13 protein-coding genes are annotated in these 21,279 nt (G+C 64.3%); 4 read left to right on the top strand and 9 right to left on the bottom strand.

Features of this window, described 5'->3' with window-relative positions; all coding sequences use genetic code 11:
- Positions 1–9: 9 nt before the first annotated feature.
- The 5 genes from HV753_RS30025 to dnaE are packed head-to-tail and all read right to left on the bottom strand — an operon-like array spanning position 10 to position 7,316.
- Complete coding sequence (locus HV753_RS30025; RefSeq protein ID WP_175178218.1) at positions 10–1,134, bottom strand: glycosyltransferase family 4 protein; 1,125 nt, start codon at positions 1,132–1,134, stop codon at positions 10–12.
- On the bottom strand, positions 1,131–1,883 hold the full coding sequence (locus HV753_RS30030; protein ID WP_175178219.1) for a glycosyltransferase family 2 protein: 753 nt from the start codon (positions 1,881–1,883) through the stop codon (positions 1,131–1,133). The genes HV753_RS30025 and HV753_RS30030 overlap by 4 nt, the downstream gene beginning before the upstream one ends.
- Positions 1,880–2,728, bottom strand: coding sequence for a polysaccharide deacetylase family protein (locus HV753_RS30035; RefSeq protein ID WP_175178220.1), 849 nt, complete (start codon positions 2,726–2,728; stop codon positions 1,880–1,882). The genes HV753_RS30030 and HV753_RS30035 overlap by 4 nt, the downstream gene beginning before the upstream one ends.
- Positions 2,725–3,825 carry a glycosyltransferase family 4 protein gene (locus tag HV753_RS30040; protein ID WP_175178221.1) on the bottom strand — a complete coding sequence of 367 codons (1,101 nt, stop codon included), beginning with the start codon at positions 3,823–3,825 and terminating at the stop codon, positions 2,725–2,727. The genes HV753_RS30035 and HV753_RS30040 overlap by 4 nt, the downstream gene beginning before the upstream one ends.
- A complete protein-coding gene (gene dnaE / locus HV753_RS30045; RefSeq protein ID WP_175178222.1) occupies positions 3,825–7,316 on the bottom strand; it encodes a DNA polymerase III subunit alpha in 3,492 nt (1,163 codons plus the stop codon). Before dnaE ends, HV753_RS30040 begins: the two co-directional genes overlap by 1 nt.
- A 128-nt stretch (positions 7,317–7,444) precedes the next feature.
- Here dnaE and lpxO point away from each other — a divergent pair, with 128 nt between their 5' ends.
- Positions 7,445–8,344, top strand: a complete 900-nt coding sequence (gene lpxO / locus HV753_RS30050) for a lipid A hydroxylase LpxO (protein WP_175178223.1) — start codon at positions 7,445–7,447, stop codon at positions 8,342–8,344.
- Between the two features lie 69 nt (positions 8,345–8,413).
- Here lpxO and HV753_RS30055 read toward each other — a convergent pair whose 3' ends face one another.
- The 3 genes from HV753_RS30055 to hrpA all read right to left on the bottom strand — a co-directional run bounded on the left by HV753_RS30055 (position 8,414) and on the right by hrpA (position 16,349).
- Entirely contained in the window at positions 8,414–9,709 is a 1,296-nt protein-coding gene (locus HV753_RS30055; RefSeq protein ID WP_175178224.1) for an ABC transporter ATP-binding protein, read from the bottom strand.
- 8 nt (positions 9,710–9,717) lie between these two features.
- Positions 9,718–11,451, bottom strand: coding sequence for an ABC transporter permease (locus HV753_RS30060; RefSeq protein ID WP_175178225.1), 1,734 nt, complete (start codon positions 11,449–11,451; stop codon positions 9,718–9,720).
- Between the two features lie 926 nt (positions 11,452–12,377).
- Positions 12,378–16,349, bottom strand: coding sequence for an ATP-dependent RNA helicase HrpA (gene hrpA, locus HV753_RS30065; RefSeq protein ID WP_175178226.1), 3,972 nt, complete (start codon positions 16,347–16,349; stop codon positions 12,378–12,380).
- A 217-nt stretch (positions 16,350–16,566) separates the two neighbouring features.
- Here hrpA and argA point away from each other — a divergent pair, with 217 nt between their 5' ends.
- From argA to HV753_RS30080, 3 genes are all read left to right on the top strand, one after another.
- Entirely contained in the window at positions 16,567–17,925 is a 1,359-nt protein-coding gene (argA, locus tag HV753_RS30070) for an amino-acid N-acetyltransferase (protein ID WP_175178227.1), read from the top strand.
- Between the two features lie 103 nt (positions 17,926–18,028).
- Complete coding sequence (locus HV753_RS30075; protein WP_175178228.1) at positions 18,029–18,301, top strand: oxidative damage protection protein; 273 nt, start codon at positions 18,029–18,031, stop codon at positions 18,299–18,301.
- Positions 18,302–18,460: 159 nt separating this feature from the next.
- Positions 18,461–20,413 (top strand): phosphocholine-specific phospholipase C, encoded by a 1,953-nt coding sequence (locus HV753_RS30080; protein WP_175178229.1) that lies wholly within the window; start codon positions 18,461–18,463, stop codon positions 20,411–20,413.
- Positions 20,414–20,534: 121 nt separating this feature from the next.
- Here the strand turns inward: HV753_RS30080 and phoU are convergent, their stop codons facing one another.
- Entirely contained in the window at positions 20,535–21,269 is a 735-nt protein-coding gene (gene phoU, locus HV753_RS30085) for a phosphate signaling complex protein PhoU (RefSeq protein WP_175178230.1), read from the bottom strand.
- Positions 21,270–21,279 lie beyond the last annotated feature (10 nt).

Here is a 21,279-nt window from a genome sequence, read left to right on the forward strand (position 1 = left end):
AGCGCCGCATTATAGGCTGCGGCGTCCATCCAGCGTACGCTGGTAGACATCCACTGTGGCGGCGGCGAAACGGTCCAGGTTGAAGTCGCGCAAGCTGGTTTCCCTGGCCTTGACGCCCATCGCGCTTACGACCTCGGGATGATCCAGCATGAACCTCAGCTTGGCCGTCATGGCAGGGACATCGCGCACCGGCACGATCCACCCATCAACGCCATCGGTCACGTTCTCGGGCAGGCCGCCCGCGTCGGTCACCAGCGCAGGCAAGCCCAGGCCCATGATCTCGCGGCAAGCGAAGGAAAGCGCTTCGCGGTACGACAACACGAATCCGGCGTGGCACGACGCCAACGAGGCGCGCACATCGTCAAGCAGCCCAGGGAACCGAACCTGATCGATCATGCCCAGTTCACGCACGCGCGCCAGCTTGGCTTCGGTGGGCGGATCGCCCGCGACCATCAGCAGCACGCGCGCCTTGTCGTCGGGCGGCAAGGCGGCAACCGCGGCCACCAGGTCCAACCAGCCTTTGTCGTAGTCAGTGCCGCCCGCGCTGCCCAACAGCAGCTTGCCCTGCCACGCCGGGCCGAAGATCAGGGCCCGCAGCTTATCCAGGCTATCGGGCGGCGGCGGGGCAAAGAAATTCGTATCGATGCCATGGCGGATGGTTGTGATCGGGCGCTTGCGGTACGGAGAATCCTGCATCAGGCCATGGACGTAGTCGCTGACGGCAATGCCGTGGTCAGTCGCCAACGCGACCCGCAGCTTGTGGCCGAAGCTTGAAAGCGGATGGTCATTGTGCTTGGTGAACACGATGCGCGGACGGCGCAACATGCCCAGCGTGGCCAGCATCACCTGCTTGTGATCGGCCGACCCATTCACGTGGATGATGTCGAAACGCCCGGTCTGGATCAGGCGGCGCAGCTGCGCGCGGTCCTTGAACCACGACGACGGGCGCGTCTTGTATTGCATGTCGACCACGGTCACGCCCGGAATGGCGCGGGCGTAGCGATGCAGCCGGCTGGTGCCCGGCGCCGCCACGGTAATCTCGTGGTCGCGCGCCAAGGCCTTTGCCAGGTTGATGATGTAGGTGACGTGCCCCCCGCCGTTGTTGGCATGGAAGTTCGTGTACAGGATCTTCACTTCTGTTTCTCGGCCAGGAACATCAGCTTGGAATAGCGGAAGAAACTGCCTGCCGCCGCGGTCACCGCCAACACCAGGCCGTGCTTGCCGTCCAGGAAGCCGCGCCGGATCAGATAGATGCGCACGAAGGTCCAGAAGCCATGGCCCAGCGCCCCGAAGATCGACGTGCGACGCCCCTTGGCATACATCATCGCCGCCGCATCCGATGAGTAGCGGTTGACCTTGGTGATCAGCGCGTCCAGATTGTCGTACGGATAATGATTGAAATAGCCCTGCAACTTCAACGGCTGGCCGTTGGCCGGCACCACGCGCTCATGCACGGCGGCGTCGGTGAAGCGTGCCGTGCCGCGCTTGAACAAGCGCAGCACGTAGTCGGGCCACCAGCCGCTATGGCGAATGTCCTTGCCGCAAAAATTCGACAGGCGGGCGATCTCGTAGGCATCGGCGCGCGGATTGTCCAGCACGTCCTGGATCTCCCGGGCCAACTCGGGCGTGACGCGCTCGTCGGCATCAATGGACAGCACCCAGTCACCGGTTGCCAGATCCAGCGCGCGGTTCTTCTGCGGGCCGAAGCCGGGCCAGTCAGGCGTGATTTCGACGCGCGCACCCAGCGCCTGCGCCAATTCAACAGTGCCATCGGTGCTGCCTGAATCCACCACGATGAATTCATCGGCAAAGGCCACCGATTTGAGGCAGTCGGCGATGTTCGCCGCTTCGTTTTTGGTGATGATGATGACAGATAGCTTCATCCGCGATTCCTAAGACGCTTTTTCCAGGCTTTCCAAGCGTGATAGCGAGGCCCCAAGAAAGGGTCGCGCGACAGCCAGATACGCCGGTTCAGCCAGCTTCCGCCCTGATTGCGCACCGCGAAACGATAGATGTGTTCGGGGTCCGCGCCGGGGGTGTTCTGTCCGAAAGGGTCGGTAGTGTACAAGTGCGCGAAGCCCGCCTGCCGTGCGGCGGCGACGTAATCGTCGTCGAAATAGCCTTGCGGCCAGCAGAGGTGGTCGCTGACCGATCCCAGGCGACGCAAGAAGGCGTCGCGAGAGTCATGCAGTTCCTGCGCGATATGGGCGCGCTTGGCGTCCGTGTCCACGCCACAGACCTTGTCCCAGCGCGTATGCGTATGCGTGTGCGAGTGGAATTCAAAGGTGCCCGCGGCCTGCATGGCTTCAATTTCGCTCCAGCGCAGCATCGCTTCGTCGGCGCGGCCTGCCGCCACCAGTTGCTTGCACGCATCGTGATCCGGGGTGGCAGGCAAAGGGCCGCCCTGCCCCGCGTGCGGCCGCACGGGACCGTCGCCGATCCACCCCGTGATGGTGAACAGCACGGCGCGCATGCCGTAGCGCGCCAGCACCGGATGCGCGTGCACCCAGTTGTTCAGGTAGCCGTCGTCGAAAGTAATCAGCACGGATCGCTCGGGCACCGCGCCACCCGCCAGGTAGGCGGCGAACTGCGCTGCCGACAGCGATTGGTAGCCCGCCCGCGCCAGGCGCGAGATCTGGGCATCGAACACATCAGGCGTCGCCGCGATCATGCCGCCCGCGGGGGTGACATGGTGGTACATCAGCACGGGGACGTTGGGCGCGTTCATCTCGCACGCTCCGCCAGCCACTTGTAATAGACAGCTTCGGTGGTTTCGGCCAGGCGGGCAGGCGAAAACACCGCCTCTTCCCAGACCATCTTGCGGCCTGCGTCACCCATGGTCCGACGCAGGTCCGGGTCGTCAATCAGGCGTTGCAATGCCTCGGTCAACGCTTTGGAATCCTTGGGCGGCACCAGGATGCCGGTTTCCCCATCCCGGAACATTTCGGACACGCCGCCCACATCCGTGCCAATCACCGGCAGGCCGCTGGCCTGCGCTTCGACGTAAACGGTGCCGGAAGCTTCCTGCTGCGTGGCCAAGGCGAATATGTCGAAACCCGCCAGAAGATTAGGCACGTCACGCCGCATGCCCATCAGATGGATGCGGTCTTGCAAGCCCAGCTTGGCCACGTAGGCCTGGGTTTGCTCAAAGACTGGCGAACCGCCCCCGACAAACACCAGGTGCAGTTTTGGCCGGCTGGCGATCAGCGGCACCATCGCGTCTATCAGGTCCTTGTGGCCCTTGGTAGCGCGCATCACGGCCACACAGCCCACGATGATGTCGTCGGCATCCAGGCCGAGTTCGTCGCGCAAGGTGGAGCGTTCGATCGGCGGCGGCAGCACGATGGGAGAATAGACGGTGGCGACCTTTTCGGCAGGCACGCCACGTTCGATCAGGTAATGGCGAACATGGTCACTGACTGCCGTGACCCGGTGCGGCAAGTAGGTGTAGGACCACATGGACCCCACCTTGTTGGACAGATGCCGGGTCCGCACGATCAGGGGCGTGCCAGCCAGCCTGCCGCTCAGGGCCGCAATGACGGTGTCACGGCGGCTATGCGTGTTGAGCACATCGAAGCGGCCTTCTTTCAGGATGCCTCGGACGGCGGCCACGCCCTTCAGGTAATTCACCGGCCCGTTCATCGGTAGTTTATGCACGACGAAGCCGGCATCCGTAAGCCGATCCACCAGCAAGGCCTGAGGCTGGCAAATGGCTTCAACATGGTGGCCGCGCGCACGCATGGCCGTCATTTCCTTGAAGATTCGCCCTTCCTGGCCGCCAAAGCTGGTTGCCGCTTCCGAATGCACAATACGCAGGTTTCGCATCAATAGGTGACCTCCACTCCGTCTGGTTTGGTCCAGGCGTTAAGGTTTTCGAGCAAGGTATCGGCCATGCGGACGCGCCACTCTTCGCCCAACCGTACCGTGCACAGGAAATTGTTCTTGGTGTAGACGATATCCACCGGCACCCCGGGGATGCCGTTTTCGGGCTCGGCCCTGAACGGGTTCAGCATCTGGCGCAGGCGAGCTGCGTCGGCCGATCCGTTGAGCCTGACCCGCAGGGATTTGGCGCGCGCTTCGCGCGCCAATTGCAGGTCGTACAACTGTTCCGCCACGATGCGCATGCCGCCAGAGTAGTCATCGTTGCTGACCTTGCCCTGGACGATGACCAATTGGTCTTCGCGCAAACGGTTGCGATGTTTCTCGTAGAGTTCGTTGAACACCGAGATTTCCACCTGCGCGGTGCCGTCATCCAGCACGGCGAACACCATCTTGCCGCGGCGGGTCATCATGACGCGCACGCTGGCCAGCACGCCGCACATCCATTGCAGGTCACGCTGCGGCTCCACGCGCGCCAACTGCATCGGCACGATGCGGCGCACTTCGTCACGCCACGCATCGAACAGGTGACCGCTGTAGTAATAGCCCAGCGCGGATTTTTCTTCCGTCAGCTTCTTGTGCAAATCCCAAGGCGCGACCTTGGCCAGTTCGCCTGCGACCACGTCGCTGCTGTCGTCGCCGAACAGCGAAGACTGGTTGGCGCTGCGGGCCGCTTGCTCGGCGGCTTCCATGGCCGTGGGCACGGACGCCAGCATGGCGGCGCGGTTCGGCTCGATGGTGTCGAACGCGCCGGCCTTGATCAAGGCTTCGATAGTGCGGCGGTTCACCGCCTGCTTGCCGACGCGGCGACAGAAGTCGAACAGGTTCTGGAACGGGCCGCCTTCCTTGCGCGCGCGCAGGATGTCTTCGACGGCGCCCTGCCCCGTGCCCTTGACCGCGCCCAGACCGTAACGCATGGTGCGCGGAGGCTTGCCCTTTTCGGTGTGCTTGTCAGCCACGGGCTCAAAGCGGTAGCCCGAGAAATTGACGTCCGGCGGCAACACTTCGACGCCGTTGTCCTGGGCGTCGCGGCAAAAGATCTGGACCTTGTCCGTGTCATCCATGTCGGACGACATGGTGGCGGCCAGGAATTCGGTCGGGTGGTAGGCCTTGAGCCAGGCCGTCTGATAAGAGATCAGCGCGTAGGCGGCCGAGTGCGACTTGTTGAAGCCGTAGCCCGCGAATTTCTCCATCAGGTCGAACAGCTTGACCGCCAAGTCGGGATCATGACCCTTTTCCTTGGCGCCCTGCTCGAAGAGCTCGCGATGCTTGGCCATTTCCTCGGGCTTTTTCTTGCCCATGGCACGACGCAGCAAGTCGGCGCCGCCCAGCGAATAGCCGCCGATGATCTGCGAGATCAGCATCACCTGTTCCTGGTAGACGATGACCCCGTAGGTGCTCTTCAGGGTGCTTTCCAGGTCGGAGTGGAAGTAGTCCACCGCGGCACGGCCGTGCTTGCGGTTGACGAAGTCGTCCACCATGCCCGATTCCAGCGGCCCCGGACGATACAGGGCCAGCATGGCGATGATGTCTTCGAAGGTGTTGGGCCGCAGTTTCTTCAGCAGTTCCTTCATGCCGCGCGATTCCAGCTGGAACACGGCGGTGGTGTTGGCGTCGCACAGGATCTTGTAGGCGGCCGGATCGTCGAGCTCCAGCGCCATGACGTCAAAGTCGCGCTTGCCCTCATTGAACTGGCGCACGTAGCGCACCGCCCAGTCCAGGATGGTCAGGTTGCGCAGGCCCAGAAAGTCGAACTTCACCAGGCCGGCGGCTTCGACGTCATCCTTGTCGAACTGCGAGACCGCGCTGTTCTCCTGACCCGGCTGGCAATACAGCGGGCAGAAGTCGGTAAGCTTGCCCGGCGCGATGAGCACGCCGCCGGCGTGCATGCCGATGTTGCGGGTCAAGCCTTCCAGCGGCTTGGCCAAATCGACCAGCGCGCGCACTTCCTCTTCTTGTTCGTAGCGGTCCTTGAAGGCGGGTTCGTCCTTCAGGGTGCGTTCCAGCGTCCAGGGATCCATCGGATTGAACGGGATCAGCTTGGACAGGCCGTCGCAGAACATATAGGGCATGTCCAGCACGCGGCCGGCGTCGCGGACCACGGCCTTGGCGCCCAGCGTGCCGAAGGTGGCGATCTGGCTGACGGCGGCACGGCCGTATTTTTCCTTGACGTAATCGATGACCCGTTCGCGGTTGTCCTGGCAGAAATCGATGTCGAAGTCGGGCATGGAGACCCGTTCGGGATTCAGGAAGCGCTCGAACAGCAAGTCATAGCGGATGGGATCCAGGTCGGTGATGCCCAGCGCGTAGGCCACCAGCGACCCCGCGCCCGACCCGCGCCCCGGCCCCACTGGGACGCCGTTGTTCTTGCCCCAGTTGATGAAGTCCTGCACGATCAGGAAGTAACCCGGAAAGCCCATCTGGATGATGGTCTTGCACTCCCAGCGCAGGCGTTCGTAGTATTGCTCGCGCTTGGACTCGCGTTCCGCTTCGTTGGGGAACAGGAACTCCATGCGCTTTTCCAGGCCCTCTTCCGACAACTGAACCAGGTAGTCGTCCAGTGTCACGCCTTCGGGCGTGGGGAAGTTGGGCAGGCGCGGCTTACCCAGCACCAGGCTCAAGTTGCAGCGCTTGGCGATTTCGACCGTGTTGGCCAGCGCCGAGGGCACATCGGCGAAGCGCCGGGCCATTTCCTCGGAGCTGAGCAGATATTGTTCCTTGGTAAACCGGCGCACACGGCGCGGGTTTGCCAGAATTTCGCCTTCGGCGATGCAGACACGGGCCTCGTGGGCCTGGAATTCGTATTCGTCCAGGAACTGCACCGGGTGCGTCGCCACCACCGGCAGGCCCGCTTCGGCCGCCAGCCGCATGGCCGCTTGCGTATAGGCTTCGTCGCCGTCCATGCCGGCACGCTGCAATTCGATGAAATAGCTGTCCGGAAACAGGTGCGCCCATTGACGCGCCAGCGCCAGCGCCGACACCGCGTTGCCAGCGTCCAACGCCTGGCCCACGTCGCCCATGCGTCCCCCGGACAGGGCGATCAGACCCTGCTGCCCTTGCAGCCATTCACGGCGGATTTCAGCCCGGCCCTTGCCCTGGTTCGTCAGGAAGGCTTTGGACAGCAATTCGCACAGATTCAGGTAGCCCTGATGGTTGCGCACCAGCAACAGTAGCCGGAAGGGCTTGGCCGGATCATCGTCGTTCGTCAGCCAGACATCGCAGCCGGCGATGGGTTTCACCCCCGCGCCTCGCGCGCCCTTATAGAATTTGATCAGGCCGAACAGGTTCGACAGATCGGTCAGCGCCACGGCTGGCTGGCCCAGCTTGGCGACGCGCTTGATGAGGTCGGAGATGCGCACGATGCCATCCACCACCGAAAACTCGGAATGGACGCGCAGATGCACAAAGGGGGGCGGAGTTGTTACGGCTTCGGACATAGCGGGAATTGTACCTAGTGATCCCGGTCCAAGCTGATGCGTCTGAGATTCCGCAAAGGGCGCATTGCGTACCTTGTGTAACAATACGAGGTAGACATGATCCACCTGTCGCAGGACAACGAATACGTATGAAATGGCTAATACCCGGGATCTGGCTGGCAGCCATCCTGTTTGCGCACTTCCGAGGCCGAGTCAAACTGCCGCTGGGCCGGCAAATGCTGGACCACTCGGTGCTGCTGGCACCCATCAATGCCTTCATGGTGCTGGCGTCTCGCGTGCCGTCCACCCCCTACCTGACGACGAGCGAAATCGCCGAACTCAAGGTGCTGGACGACAATTGGGAGACCATCCGCGAAGAAGCCGTGCAAATGGCCGAACTGCGCCGCATCAAGGCGGCCGACAGCCATAACGACATCGGCTTCAATTCCTTCTTCAAGTACGGCTGGAAGCGCTTCTACCTGAAGTGGTATGACGCCCGCCACCCGTCGGCCGAAGAGCTGTGCCCCAAGACCGTCGCCATCCTGAAGACCCTGCCCAAGGTCAAGGCCGCGATGTTCGCCGAACTGCCTCCGGGCGGCCAGTTGAACCCGCACCGCGATCCGTTCGCGGGTTCGCTGCGCTATCACCTGGGCCTGGTGACGCCAAACGACAACCGCTGCCACATCATCGTCGACGGCGAGTCCTATAGCTGGCGCGATGGTGAAAGCGTCGTGTTCGACGAAACCTATGTGCACGAAGCCTACAACCACACCGACCAGAACCGGATCATCCTGTTCTGCGACGTGGAGCGTCCGCTGAAATGGGGCTGGGCCGAAGCGTTCAACCGCTGGTTCGGCCGCAAGGTCATGTCGGCCGCCAGCTCGCCCAACGACGGCGGCGACCAGACTGGCGCCATCAACAAGCTGACCCACGCCCACTGGGTCATCGACCAGAAGCGCAAGGCCTTCAAGGCCTGGAACCGCACCGCGTACAAGGCCACCAAGTTTGGCCTGATTGCGCTGGTCATCATCGGCTTCATCGCGCTGTAACGCGCCAGGCACGCCCGGGCCACGCCAGCCCGGGCCTCGCCAGGCCGGGCCTCGTCGCCCTCCCCTGGATCAGACCGTTTCGCGCACCGGCAGCGTCAGCAGCCCGGTGTGATAGTCGTAACCGTAGATCTCGCCGTACCGGCCCCACTCCACCGCAATCTTCAGCACCCGTTCCGCTTCGTCGGGCTTGAGGAATTCCTCAAGTGAATCCAGGAAGTTCTTTTCGGGCAAGGCGCCCGTGGGTTCCTGTTCCAGGCTATGGCGGATATGGGCGGCCAGGGGCACGTGGGCCAGCAACTGACGCCCGAAGATGGCCTGCTTCTGCCCTTGCTCCGCCTGCACGTAGCGCTGGCCCAGCGGCGTCAGGAAGATGTCGCCGCGGTCAATCTGGGCCAGGCCGAACAGGCCCAGCGCTTCGCAGGCCGGCAGCAGATCGTCATCCGAGATCTCGGCTTCTTCGGCCAGCTTGGGCAGGTCGGCGCGGCCATTGAAGGGCGCTTCGGCCAACACGTCCAGCACGCCTTCCATGCGTTCGACCTCCGTCTGCGGAAACCGGTAGCCCAGCCCTTGCTGGCGCGGCGTGGGCACGCCATGGGCCGGACGCATGGTCATCAACGCATAGACCTCGTCGATCAGCGCGCGCACCTGAGGGGAATCGGCGTCGCGCGGGCGCGGCAGCCCGATCAACACCTGGCTGCGAACCCGGCCCGGGTCGCTATCGAACACGATGATGCGGTCGGCCATCATCACCGCTTCCTCGATGTTGTGCGACACGATCAGGATGCCCTTGGTGGAGATTCGGCTTTCGTCCCAGAGCTCCAGCATGTCGTCGCGCAGGGTTTCGCCAGTCAGCACGTCCAGCGCCGAGAACGCCTCGTCCATCAGCAGCACGTCGGGGTTCATGACCAGCGCACGGGCAATGCCGACCCGCTGGCGCATCCCGCCAGACAGTTCGCGCGGCAAGGCGCCGCCAAACCCGCCCAGGCCGATCAGGTCCAGCACGGAGTCGGCCCGCTTGGCGCGCTCGGCCGCCGGCACGCCCTGGGCTTCCAGCCCCAGCTCGACGTTCTGCTGCGCGGTCAGCCACGGAAACAGGGCGAACGACTGAAACACCATCGCAATGCCCGCCGCCGGACCATACACGGGCTGGCCCCGGTACGTGACCGAACCCTGGTCGGCATTGACCAGGCCGGCCATGATGCGCAGCAAGGTGGATTTGCCCGAGCCGGACTTGCCCAGCAAGGCAACGATTTCGCCTTCCTTCAGCGTGAAATCCACATGTTCCAGCACATGCCGCGCGGTGCCGTCGGCAGCACGGAACGATTTGCCGACGTCGTGCAGTTCGATCAAGACGTTGGGGTTCATGACAACTCCTAGCGGCCGCGGTCTTCGGCCAGCAGATACAGCTTGCGCCAGAAAAATCGATTCAACAGCATGACGAATACGCACATCACGCCGATGCCCAGCGCAATGCGATGGAAATCGCCCTGCTCGGTCATTTGCTTGATGTAGCTGCCCAGGCCGTCAGCCACCAAAGACGTTTTGCCCCAGGATACGTATTCGGCCACGATGCTGGCGTTCCAGGAACCGCCGCTGGCGGTGATAGCGCCGGTAATGAAACTGGGAAAGACGGCGGGCAGATACACCCGGCGCCAACGCAGCCAGCCCTTCAACCCCAGGTTGTCGGCCGCCAGCCGCAGTTCATTCGGAATGGTGGAGGCGCCCGCCACCACGTTGAACAGGATGTACCACTGGGTGCCGAAGATGATCAGCGGGCTGAGCCAGATGTTGGGGTTCAGTTGCCAGGCCACCATGACGTAGACCACGGCGGGAAACAGCAAGTTGACCGGGAACGCCGCCAGGAACTGCGCCACTGCCTGTACTCGCTGAGAATATCGGGGACGCAACCCTATCCATACTGCGACGGGCACCCAGACCACCGACGCCAGCCCGATCAGCAACATCACCCGGACCAGCGTGATGCCGCCCAGGCCCAGCACGTGCAGCACTTCGCTCCAGCCCACATCTTGATGCACGAACATCACCAGCTTGTACGTCGCCAGCAAGGCCGCCGCCGCCAGCAAGGCATCCCATACCCGGGTCCAGCGCGGATCGGGCATCTTGGCGCGCGCCCGGATGGAGGTGCCGTCATACGGCACGCTGAACCAGCCCAGCGCACGCCGCATGCACGCCCAGAATGCGTGGGACACGGCCTGCATCCAGCGGCTGCGACGGGTCCAGTCCAGCAGCCAGGATTGCTGGGCGGCATCGCCTTGCGATTCCTCGAACCGGAACTTGTCCGCCCAAGCCAGTAGCGGCCGGAAGAAGAGCTGGTCGTACAGCAGGATGCCCGCCATCATGGCCCCAATGGCCCAGGCGATGGCGCGGCCGTCCTCGGCCTGGATCGCCACGGCGATGTAGGAGCCGATCCCGGGCAGCTTGATGTCCTGTCCCGCCACCGAAATGGCTTCCGCGGCCACCAGGAAGAACCAGCCGCCCGACATGGACATCATCATGTTCCAGAGCAGCCCCGGCGTGGCGTACGGCAATTCCAGCCGCCAGAAGCGCTGCCAGCCCGACAGCCGGAAGATCCGCGCGGCTTCATTCAGTTCGGCAGGCACCGTGCGCATGGATTGGTACAGGCTGAACGCCATGTTCCAGGCCTGCGAGGTGAAGATCGCGAAGATCGCGGCGCATTCGACGCCCAGCAGGTTGCCGGGGAACAGCGCGATGAACGGTGCGATGGCGATGGCCTGGAAGCCCAGGATCGGGACGGACTGAAGGATGTCCAGCATCGGGATCATCGCTTTTTCGGCCGTCCGGTACTTGGCGGCGATGGCGGCGAACACGAAGCTGAACAACAAGGAGAATCCCAGCGCCGTGAACATCCGGAGGATGGTGCGCAGGAGGTAATACGGCAGGTAGGCCGGATCCAGCGATATCGGCAGTTCCTCGCCCAACGCGAACGGCCGGCTCATCTGCGAGGCGCCGTAGGCCATCAAGGCCAGGATGCCCAGCACCAGCGGCAATAGCGCCCAATCCCAGCGGTTAGGGGTGGAACGGGAGCCCGTTTTCGAACGGGTCCGGGGGCTGAATAACTCGAACATGGCGGAGATGTTCCAGGGCGCAAAGGGAGAGGCCAGCGCATTGGAGCATAACGAGATGACGGCGGTCTGAATGCGGGTTTTTGCCGGTTTTTTTGAATTCGGGTTTTGTGGATTCGGGTTTTGGGTGCTTTGGGAGGTGGGCGCTTGAGATGGGTTTAAGAAGAGGGTTCTTGAGGCGCCCGGCGTGGCGGGGGCCTGGGGCGCGCGGGGCAACGATTGCGGTCCGGAGCGTTCGCTCCGGACTGCCCCTGCGTCATCCTCGTTGTTGCCTACGGCAACTGCCTTCGGATTCCCTTGGGCTTATCGACGCCCCGCGCCCCCCAGGCCCCCGCCCCACCAGGCTCGGTCAGGTGCAATCTCACGTCAGCGGGGGAGGTTCGAGTTCTTAGGATTCTTGCCACGGGCGGTGGAGGTAAGGAATATCTTGCGGGGCCCGCCCCCGGCCGGCCGCGCGGGCGGCCTTTGGGGGCTTACGCAGCGTCTTGCGTTGTGGCGCTGCCGGGCTTCTGACGGGTTGCGCGCAGCGACCACCGCCACGAAATCTAAAGACACGTATGCCGATTACGGCCGCCCGCGCGGCCGCAATCGGCGGGCAGCGCAAGACGCGTCAATGAACCGGGATCTAACGGCGCACCAAGCCAAGACGGCGGCAGCTGGTCGGCGGGGCGGCCTGACTGCGCGCAACCTTGATGCGCCCGAGGGAATCTGAAGGAGTCGCCGAAGGCGAGGACGAAGATGACGACGGGTACGTCCGGAGCGAAGGCTCCGGACCGCAATCGTGGGCGCGCGCAGTCAGGCCGCCCCGCCGAGCGGCGACCTACGAAGCAAAACGCACGAAGCACGAAGCACCAGTCTCGATTCACGAAGTACGAATCGCAAAGCGCAACACACGAACCACGAAGCGCCAAACCGACACTCTCAACGCTTCACCGCTTCAACGACTCCCAACTCTTCATCAACCGCTTGACCGACACCGGCATCGGCGTCCGAAGTTCCTGCGCGAACAACGCCACGCGAAGTTCCTCCAGCAACCACCGGAACTCGTCCAGCCGAGGATCCGGCGCCCCCTTCAATGCCGCCCTCGCCCGCTGATACTGCGTCACCAGCGGCGCCATTTCCGCCACCAGCTTCGCGTCGCGCCCCGGGTCCGCCCGCAACTTGTCGATGCGGGCCACGGCCGCCTTCAGGTATCGCGGATAGTGCGAAAGTTGCGAATAAGGCGTGTCGCGGATGAACATCTTCGGCATCAGCGCGCCGATCTGCTGCTGAAGGTCGGCATACGCCGCCGCATGCGGCTTCGCTTGCGGCAGCTTGCGTTGCAGCGCCGCGTATTCCGTCAGCACCGCGCCGGCCAGCCTGGCCACCTCTTGCGCCAGCAAGCCCAGGCGGCCCTTGCCTTCCGTGCGGCGCGCATCGAATTGCTGTTCGTTCACGGGCCAGGGCTCGGCCAGGCAAGCCTGCCCCAGCGCGCAGTCGATGATCTGGTCGCGCAGTTCTTCCTGCGTGCCCAGCGTCATGTAAAGCATGCTGATCTTCGTCAGGTCCGCCAGGTTCTTTTCCAGGAACTTGACCTGTTCGCGCAGGCCCAGCCGGAACAGTTTCAACAGGCCCGCACGGTGGTGCTTGCGCGCCTCGTCCGGGTCGTCGAACACATCCAGGTCGCAATGCGCGCCGCGATCCACCAGGGCCGGATAGCCAATGACGGACTGGCCGCGCCGCTTGATTTCCATGATTTCCGGCAAGGGGCCGAAAGACCAGGTGGTCAGGTTCTCGTGCGCCAACGCCTGGGCCACCTGCGTATCGCTGGCTGCCAGTTGCTGGAACGTCGCCTGGGCCTGCTTGCCGAATTCTGCCCGCAGCTGCGCCAGATTGCGTCCGGCGGCCAACATGCGGCCGTGCTCGTCGACCACGCGGAAATTCATGAACAGGTGGGCAGGCAGTGTCTCAAGCTTGAAATCGCCCACGGCCGGGCGCACCTGCACCTGGTCCCACATGTCGGCAATGATGGCGTCCACCAACCCTTGCTGCGGATCGGCCTGCCGTTCAAACCAGCGGTCATAGAAGCCCGCGGCATAGTCGGGCAGCGGCACGCAATGGCGGCGCAGCTTTTGCGGCAGCGACTTCAGCAGCAGATGCACCTTTTCCTTCAGCATGCCGGGCACCAGCCATTCGCAGCGATCCGGGTCGATCTGATTCAGTGCGAACAGCGGCACCGACAGCGTCACGCCGTCGCGCGGGGAACCGGGTTCAAAATGGTAGTCCAGCGCCATGGACACGCCCTGCCATTCCACCTTTTTGGGGAAGACATCGGTCGTGACGCCGGCGGCCTCGTGCCGCATCAATTCATCGCGGGTCAGCATCAGCTTGGCGGCTGCGGCTTTGTCCAGGCTGGACACCCACTTTTCCAGCGACGCCGTCTGCGACATATCGGCGGGCAACTGGCGGTCGTAGAAGGCGAAGATCAGTTCGTCGTCCACCAGGATGTCCGGGCGGCGCGTCTGATGCTCCAACTTTTCGATGCCGGCGATCAGCTTGCGGTTGTGCGCCACGAAGGGCAGCCGCGTATCGATCTCGCCGGGCACCAGGGCCTGCCGGATGAACAGTTCACGCGCGTGGGTGGGGTTGACGCGGCCATAGTGGATGCGTCGACCCGTGTAGATGGTCAGCCCATACAGCGTGGCACGCTCGTTGGCCACGACCTGACCGGCCTTCTTTTCCCAACGCGGATCCGACCAATTCTTGCGGATCAGATGGGCGCCCACCTTTTCCAGCCAGACGGGATCAATCCGCGCCACGCAGCGCGCGTACAGGCGCGTGGTCTCGACCAGTTCGGCCGCCATGATCCAGCGGCCCGCCTTCTTCACCAGCCGCGAACCCGGATGGATGTGGAAGCGGATCTCGCGGGCGCCCTGGTAGTGGCCGCCCTCGTCGCTCTTGAAGCCGATATTGCCCAGCAGGCCCGACAACAGCGCCAGGTGCAGCTGTTCGTAGGTCGCTTCCGCCTGATTCACGCGCCAGCCCTGCTCGCCCACCAACGCCGCCAGTTGCGTATGAACATCGTGCCATTCGCGAAGCCGGATCGGCGACAGGAAGTTCTGCCGCAACAGGTTCACCAGTTTGCGCTGGGACGCCTTGTGCTGCACCTGTTCGCCATACCAGCGCCACAGTTTCAGGAAGGAAATGAACTCCGACTTGTCATCGGCGAACTTGGCATGCGCGGCCTCGGCGGCCTCGCGTTCCTGCATGGGGCGGTCGCGCGCATCCTGGACCGACAAGGCCGACGCGATGATCAGCATTTCGGCCAGGCATTGGTGCTCGCGGGCAGCCAGGATCATGCGGCCGATGCGCGGATCCACGGGCAGCTTGGCCAGTTCGTGGCCCGTCTCGGTCAGCACGAAGGAGGCACCCGTCCGCGTGGCCTCGGCCTCATCATCCGAAGAGGACGCCAGTTCAATCGCACCCAGCTCTTGCAGCAGGTGGTAGCCGTCGGCCACCGCGCGTCCAGGCGGGGCCTCGACGAACGGGAACTGCTCGATATCGTCCAGCTTCAGCGACTTCATCCGCAGGATGACGGAGGCCAGCGACGATCGCAGCACTTCGGGGTCGGTAAAGGCGGCCCGGTTATTGAAGTCCAGCTCGTCGTAGAGACGGATGCAGATGCCCGGCCCCACCCGGCCGCAACGGCCGGCGCGCTGGTTGGCCGACGCGCGGCTGATCGGTTCGATCCGCAGCTGTTCGACCTTGTTGCGCCAGGAATAGCGCTTGATGCGCGCCAAGCCGCTGTCGACCACAAAGCGGATGCCCGGCACCGTCAGCGAGGTTTCCGCCACGTTGGTGGCCAGCACGATGCGCCGTGCGTTGGTGCGCGGATGGAAGATCTGTTCCTGCTCGGCCTGCGACAGACGGGCATACAGCGGCAGCACCTCGGTGCCTGCGGGATGGCGCTTGCGCAAGGCCTCGGCGGATTCGCGGATTTCGCGCTCGCCCGGCAGGAATACCAGCACGTCGCCTGGGCCATGGCGGGCGCATTCGTCCACCGCGTCCACGATGGCGTCGATCAGATCGCGCTCTTCGTCGCCCGACATGCGCTCGCGTTCGCGGCCGGGCTTGGCGGCCGGCGCAGAGGCGTCTTCGGCCAGTTCCTCGCGTACCGGGCGGTAGCGGACTTCAACCGGGTACAGGCGGCCCGAGACTTCGATCACGGGCGCCGGCTTGTCTTCGGACGCGGCAAAGTGGCGGGCGAAGCGCTCGGCGTCGATGGTGGCCGACGTGATGATCAGCTTCAGGTCCGGGCGGCGCGGCAGCAGCTGCTTCAGATAGCCCAGCAGGAAATCAATGTTCAGGCTGCGCTCATGCGCCTCATCGATGATGATCGTGTCATAGCGGCGCAACAGCGGATCGCGTTGCGATTCGGCCAGCAAGATGCCGTCCGTCATCAGCTTGATGGACGCATTGGGGCCGGTGCGGTCGTTGAACCGCACCTGATAACCCACCACTTCGCCCATCGGCGTATTCAGTTCTTCGGCGATGCGCTTGGCGACCGAGGTCGCGGCCAGGCGGCGCGGCTGGGTATGGCCGATCATCTTCTGACGGCCGCGTCCCAGTTCCAGGCAGATCTTGGGCAACTGGGTGGTCTTGCCCGAACCGGTTTCCCCGCTGACGATCACGACCTGGTGGCCGGCGATCGCGCGTGCGATCTCCTGCCGCCGCGCGCTGACGGGCAGGTCTTCAGGGTAGGTCACGGCAGGGATCGGGCGCTCGGGGCGCTCGGGGCGCTCGGGGCGCTCGGCGCGCGGGGGACGAGGCGGCCTGCGGGCGGTCTCGGCCGCGCCGGGAACGGCTGCGGGAGCCCCCGGGGAAGCCGTCTTGGGCGCCCTCGGGCGGGAGGATTCAGGCATGTACGATAGTCCGGTTAGCCGGGCATTATAAATTTCTATGGACTCCCTGCCTGGCGATCGGCCGGCCCCCGTTGAAATCTGGCACTAAATAAGCGCTGATTTTCCGTCTGCGCCCGCCCCCAGCGGCCATATAATTTCGCCACGCCGTCATGGGACGGCGCTATGGCGCGGCAAGGCGCCGCGTTTTTACCGACTCTCAGGAATCCCTCCGCCCATCATGCCCGACCTGGAACCAGACACCGTCTCCGCCCTCGAAGCCCCAGAATTCGCACCCGCCCAGTTCGTCCGATGGTTTCGAGACGTGGCGCCCTATGTGCATGCATTCCGAGGCAAGACATTCGTGGTGGCGTTCGGCGGCGAACTGGTGCAGGCCGGTGCGCTGAATACGTTGGTGCAGGATCTGTCCTTGCTGTCATCCCTGGGCATCCGGCTGGTGCTGGTGCACGGGTCGCGCCCGCAGGTCAATGAACAGCTGCGCCTGAAGGGTTTCACGCAGCAGTTCGACCGTGGCCTGGCTCCCACCGACGCCGCGGCGCTGGAATGCGCCAAGGAAGCCGCCGGCGAAATTCGCCTGGACATCGAAGCCGCGTTCAGCCAGGGGCTGCCCAACACGCCGATGTCGCATGCGCACATCCGCGTGATTTCCGGCAATTTCGTCACGGCACGCCCCACCGGCGTGCTGGACGGCGTGGACTACAAGCACACCGGCCAGGTGCGCAAGATCGATATCGACGCATTGAAATTCGCCATCGAGAAAGGCTCGTCGGTGGTGCTGTTGTCGCCGCTGGGATTTTCCCCGACGGGCGACGCATTCAACCTGGCCATGGAAGACCTGGCCACCAGCGTCGCCGTGGCGCTGCGCGCCGAAAAGCTGATCTTCCTGTCCAGCTCGCAGGGCGTATTGAATGATGACGGCACGCTGGACACCGAACTGGCCCGCGTGGATGCCGACGCCTTGCTGGCCGGTGGTGAACTGGACGAGGAAACCCACGCCTTCCTGCAATATGCGTCGCTGGCGGTCAAGCGCGGGGTGGCACGCGCCCACCTGCTGCCCTTCGCGCTGGATGGCAGCGTGCTGCTGGAAATCTTCACCCACGACGGCGTGGGCACCATGGTGGTGGAAGACACGCTGGACGACCTGCGCCCCGCCACCATCGACGACGTGGGCGCCATCCTGAGCCTGATCGAACCGCTGGAGGCGGACGGCACGCTGGTACCGCGCCCGCGCAGCGTGGTCGAGCGCGACGTCGAGAACTTCACCGTGCTGGAGCACGACGGGGTGATCTATGGCTGCGCCGCCCTGCATACGTTCGCTGACGAACAGATGGCCGAAATGGCCTGCCTGATCGTGCATCCCGAATGGCAGGGTTCCGGCGAAGGCGAAATCCTGCTGCGCCACATGGAATCCCGCGCCCGCGCCTCTGGGGCCAAGCGACTGTTCGTGCTGACCACCCGGACGTCCCACTGGTTCATGAAGCGCGGTTTCGTGCAAGGCGGCATCGCCGACCTGCCCCGCGAAAAGCAGCACAACTACAACCGTTCACGCAACAGCATGGTCTTCATCAAGAAGCTGTGAGCACCGGCGGCGGCCCCTGACCGCAGGGATCGAAGGGGCTTGGCGCCCTCTGGACGCCAAGCCCGCTAAAATACGCCGTTATCTATCTTTTCGGCAGCGAACCATGTCCCGTATCGTCAACTGTGTGAAATTGAAGCGTGAAGCCGAAGGGCTGGAGTTTCCTCCCTATCCTGGTGAGCTCGGCACGAAGATCTGGCAGAGCATTTCCAAGGAAGCTTGGGAAGAATGGAAGGCCATCCAGACCCGTCTCGTCAATGAGAACCGCCTGAATCTGGCCGACGCCCGCGCACGCAAGTACCTGAAAGAACAGATGGAGCGCTTCCTGTTTGAAGACGGCACCGTCGAAGCCAACGGCTACGTTCCGCCCTCCGCCTGATCCTGCTTGGCCGCCCGCGCCATGCGGCGTCCGGCGGTTCGCTTCAAAGCCCCTCGCGTGTGAGGGGCTTTGTATTTTCGAGCGCCAGCGGCACGTCGCCAAGACGCCACTCTGCGCTGCGCTTAAGATTCGAACATCGTTGGCCGTATTAATGCTGTCATGAAACAAGAATCGCGCTTGCCTCTTCCCGCCGACCCGCCGCCTTCCATCGCGCGCGCGCTGGCGATTGCCCCAGACCGCAGAAGCGGGACGCTTGCCGATGTGCGCCATGTGGTCATCCTGATGCAGGAGAACCGGTCTTTCGACCACTATTTCGGCACGCTGCCCGGCGTGCGCGGTTTCGCGGACCCGCATCCCGTACCCACGACGGCCGGCAACGTGTTGACGCAGGCAGATGGCGAGTCGCACTGCCGGCCCTACGCGCTGCAAGCGGAATACGCCAGCGGCACGCCGGTGGGCTATATCACCCCGCACACCTGGGATGATGCGCAACGCGCCTGGAACGACGGCCGCATGGACCAATGGTTATCCGCCAAGAGCCGCCTGGGATTGGGGGCCTATTCGGGTGCCGACGTGCCCTTCCAGACGGCCCTGGCCAATGCCTTTACCTTGTGCGACGCCTATCACTGTTCGCTGCATGCCGGCACCAATCCCAACCGGCTGTTCCTGTGGACCGGCACCAATGATCCCTTGGGCCAGGCGGGTGGCCCCGCGCTGGTCAACACCCACGACCGCCTGGGCCCGTCCGGCGAAGGCTACACCTGGACCACCTACCCCGAACGCCTGCAAGAGGCCGGCGTGGACTGGCGCGTCTATCAGGACATGGCGGACAACTTCCACGACAATCCGCTGGCTGGCTTCCAGCAATACCGCCGCCAGCACGCCAGCGACGCGGCGACCGCCCCCTTGCGTGACCGCGGCCTGTCCACCCACACCCTGGACGATTTGGCCCGCGACGTGGCCGACGGACGGCTGCCCCAGGTGTCCTGGATCATCGCGCCCACCGCCGACTCCGAACACCCCGAGGTCTCGTCGCCTCGTCAGGGTGGCGCGTACACCGAGCGCGTGCTGGACATCCTGACCCGCAACCCCGAGACCTGGAGCCGCTGCGTGTTCCTGGTCACCTACGATGAAAACGACTGCTTCTTTGATCACGTGCCGCCACCCGCGCCACCGGCCCGCCATGCCGACGGCCGCTCGGGCGGACTGTCCACGGTAGAGCTGGACGGCGAATACCACGACGCTCGGCACGGCCCCAGCGCCGCCTCGAACGAGGATCCCGCCAGCCTGCATGGCCGTGGATTCGGCCTGGGCCCGCGCGTGCCCATGTTGGTGGTGTCGCCCTGGAGCCGCGGCGGATGGGTCAATTCGCAGGTGTTCGATCACACCTCGGTGATCCGCTTCCTGGAGGCCCGCTTCGGCGTGGCCGAACCCAATATCAGCCCATGGCGCCGCGCCGTGGCCGGAGACCTGACGTCGGCATTCGACTTCGCCGGCGACCGCGTTTCGCATCACGCCGACAGCAACCGCCACGCCTGCCCGCTACCCTATGCGCTGGAAGCGGTGGGCCGCATGGCGGCCGACGGCGAACACTACCGCCTGACCTTGCGCAACCCGGGCAGCGCGGCAGCCGTGCTGCATGTGTACAACCGCCTGGATCTGGCACACGCGCCTCGGCGCTACACCGTGGGCCAAGGCGCGCGCCTGGACGACGGCTGGCAAGTGGGGGATCACGGTGCCTATGACCTGTGGCTACTGGGCCCTGACGGCTTTCACCGGCAATTCCGCGGCGACGCACGAGACGCTGGCAGGCTTGAGGCACAACTGGTTCCCGTGACATCGGGCCTGCGCCTGCGGCTGATCAATCACAGCGATACGCCTCAGCCCATCAAGGTGGAGTCCCACATGGGCGACGGCTGGCACGCCATGGCACATGTGCAGGCCGGCGGCGCGTTGGAACTCAAGCACGTTGGCTGCGAAGGCTGGTACGACCTGGAAGTCAGCGCCCCCGCCCTGCCCGTCTTCGGACGCCGGTTGGCCGGACGCATCGACGCCGGCAAACCCGGCGTGCCGGACCCGCGTTTGTGCCAGGGCGTCACGCTGCCGCTGTAAGCGCCACTGGCGGCAGGCGCCGAGCGACGAGCGACGGACAAAGAAAAACCCCCAGGGCAGATGCTGCGCTGGGGGTTTTTGCTGCGGCGACATAAGCGCCCGGTTATTTCTGGTCCGGCTATTACTGGCCCGGTTGCTGCTCGTCTTCCTGGTCTTCCTCACCGCGCGCCAGGCGCTCGGTGTTCTTCACGCCGGTATGGCGCACGTCGGCGCCCTTGACCATGTAGATCACGCGCTCGGACATGTTCTTGGCGTGGTCGCCAATGCGTTCCAGCGCGCGCGCGATGAAGATCATGTCGATGGCGCGCGAAATGGTGCGCGGGTCTTCGATCATGTAGGTGATCAAGTGGCGCAGGGCGCCCTTCCATTCCTTGTCCACTTCCTTGTCGCTGCGCACGACGGCGGCGGCCTGGATCGGGTCAAGGCGGGCGAAAGCGTCCAGCGCCTGATGCAGCATGGTGCGCACATTGGCGGCCATGTGACGCAGTTCGATCACCGGGATGTGGCGCATTTCGGCTTCGTGGATGCGACGGGCGACGGTGGCGACCTTCTCGGCCTCATCGCCGGAACGCTCCATGTCGGTCAGCATCTTGGACACGGCCATCAGCATGCGCAGGTCGATGGCGGTGGGCTGATGCCGGGCCAGGATGCGGCTGATGCTCTCGTCGATCTCGACTTCGTGGCGGTTGACTTCCTTTTCCCGCTCGCGGACCTTCTCCACCAGCGTCAAGTCGCCCGTGGCCAGCGCGTCGATCGCTTCCTGGATCATGGCTTCCACCAAGCCGCCCATTTGCAAGAACTGCGAACGGACGCTTTCCAGATCGGCGTCGAACTGCTTGTTTGTATGCTCCGTCATCCGGGCTCCC

Origin of the sequence: Achromobacter pestifer (assembly GCF_902859625.1) — a bacterium.
GTDB classification, from domain to species: Bacteria; Pseudomonadota; Gammaproteobacteria; order Burkholderiales; family Burkholderiaceae_B; genus Achromobacter; species Achromobacter pestifer.

Coding starts and splice junctions, on each gene's coding strand:
- HV753_RS30075 (WP_175178228.1), top strand. CDS start 18,029: ATGTCCCGTATCGTCAACTGTGTGAAATTGAAGCGTGAAGCCGAAGGG.
- HV753_RS30060 (WP_175178225.1), bottom strand. CDS start 11,451: ATGTTCGAGTTATTCAGCCCCCGGACCCGTTCGAAAACGGGCTCCCGT.
- lpxO (WP_175178223.1), top strand. CDS start 7,445: ATGAAATGGCTAATACCCGGGATCTGGCTGGCAGCCATCCTGTTTGCG.
- HV753_RS30080 (WP_175178229.1), top strand. CDS start 18,461: ATGAAACAAGAATCGCGCTTGCCTCTTCCCGCCGACCCGCCGCCTTCC.
- phoU (WP_175178230.1), bottom strand. CDS start 21,269: ATGACGGAGCATACAAACAAGCAGTTCGACGCCGATCTGGAAAGCGTC.
- hrpA (WP_175178226.1), bottom strand. CDS start 16,349: ATGCCTGAATCCTCCCGCCCGAGGGCGCCCAAGACGGCTTCCCCGGGG.
- HV753_RS30035 (WP_175178220.1), bottom strand. CDS start 2,728: ATGAACGCGCCCAACGTCCCCGTGCTGATGTACCACCATGTCACCCCC.
- dnaE (WP_175178222.1), bottom strand. CDS start 7,316: ATGTCCGAAGCCGTAACAACTCCGCCCCCCTTTGTGCATCTGCGCGTC.
- HV753_RS30055 (WP_175178224.1), bottom strand. CDS start 9,709: ATGAACCCCAACGTCTTGATCGAACTGCACGACGTCGGCAAATCGTTC.
- HV753_RS30040 (WP_175178221.1), bottom strand. CDS start 3,825: ATGCGAAACCTGCGTATTGTGCATTCGGAAGCGGCAACCAGCTTTGGC.
- HV753_RS30030 (WP_175178219.1), bottom strand. CDS start 1,883: ATGAAGCTATCTGTCATCATCATCACCAAAAACGAAGCGGCGAACATC.
- argA (WP_175178227.1), top strand. CDS start 16,567: ATGCCCGACCTGGAACCAGACACCGTCTCCGCCCTCGAAGCCCCAGAA.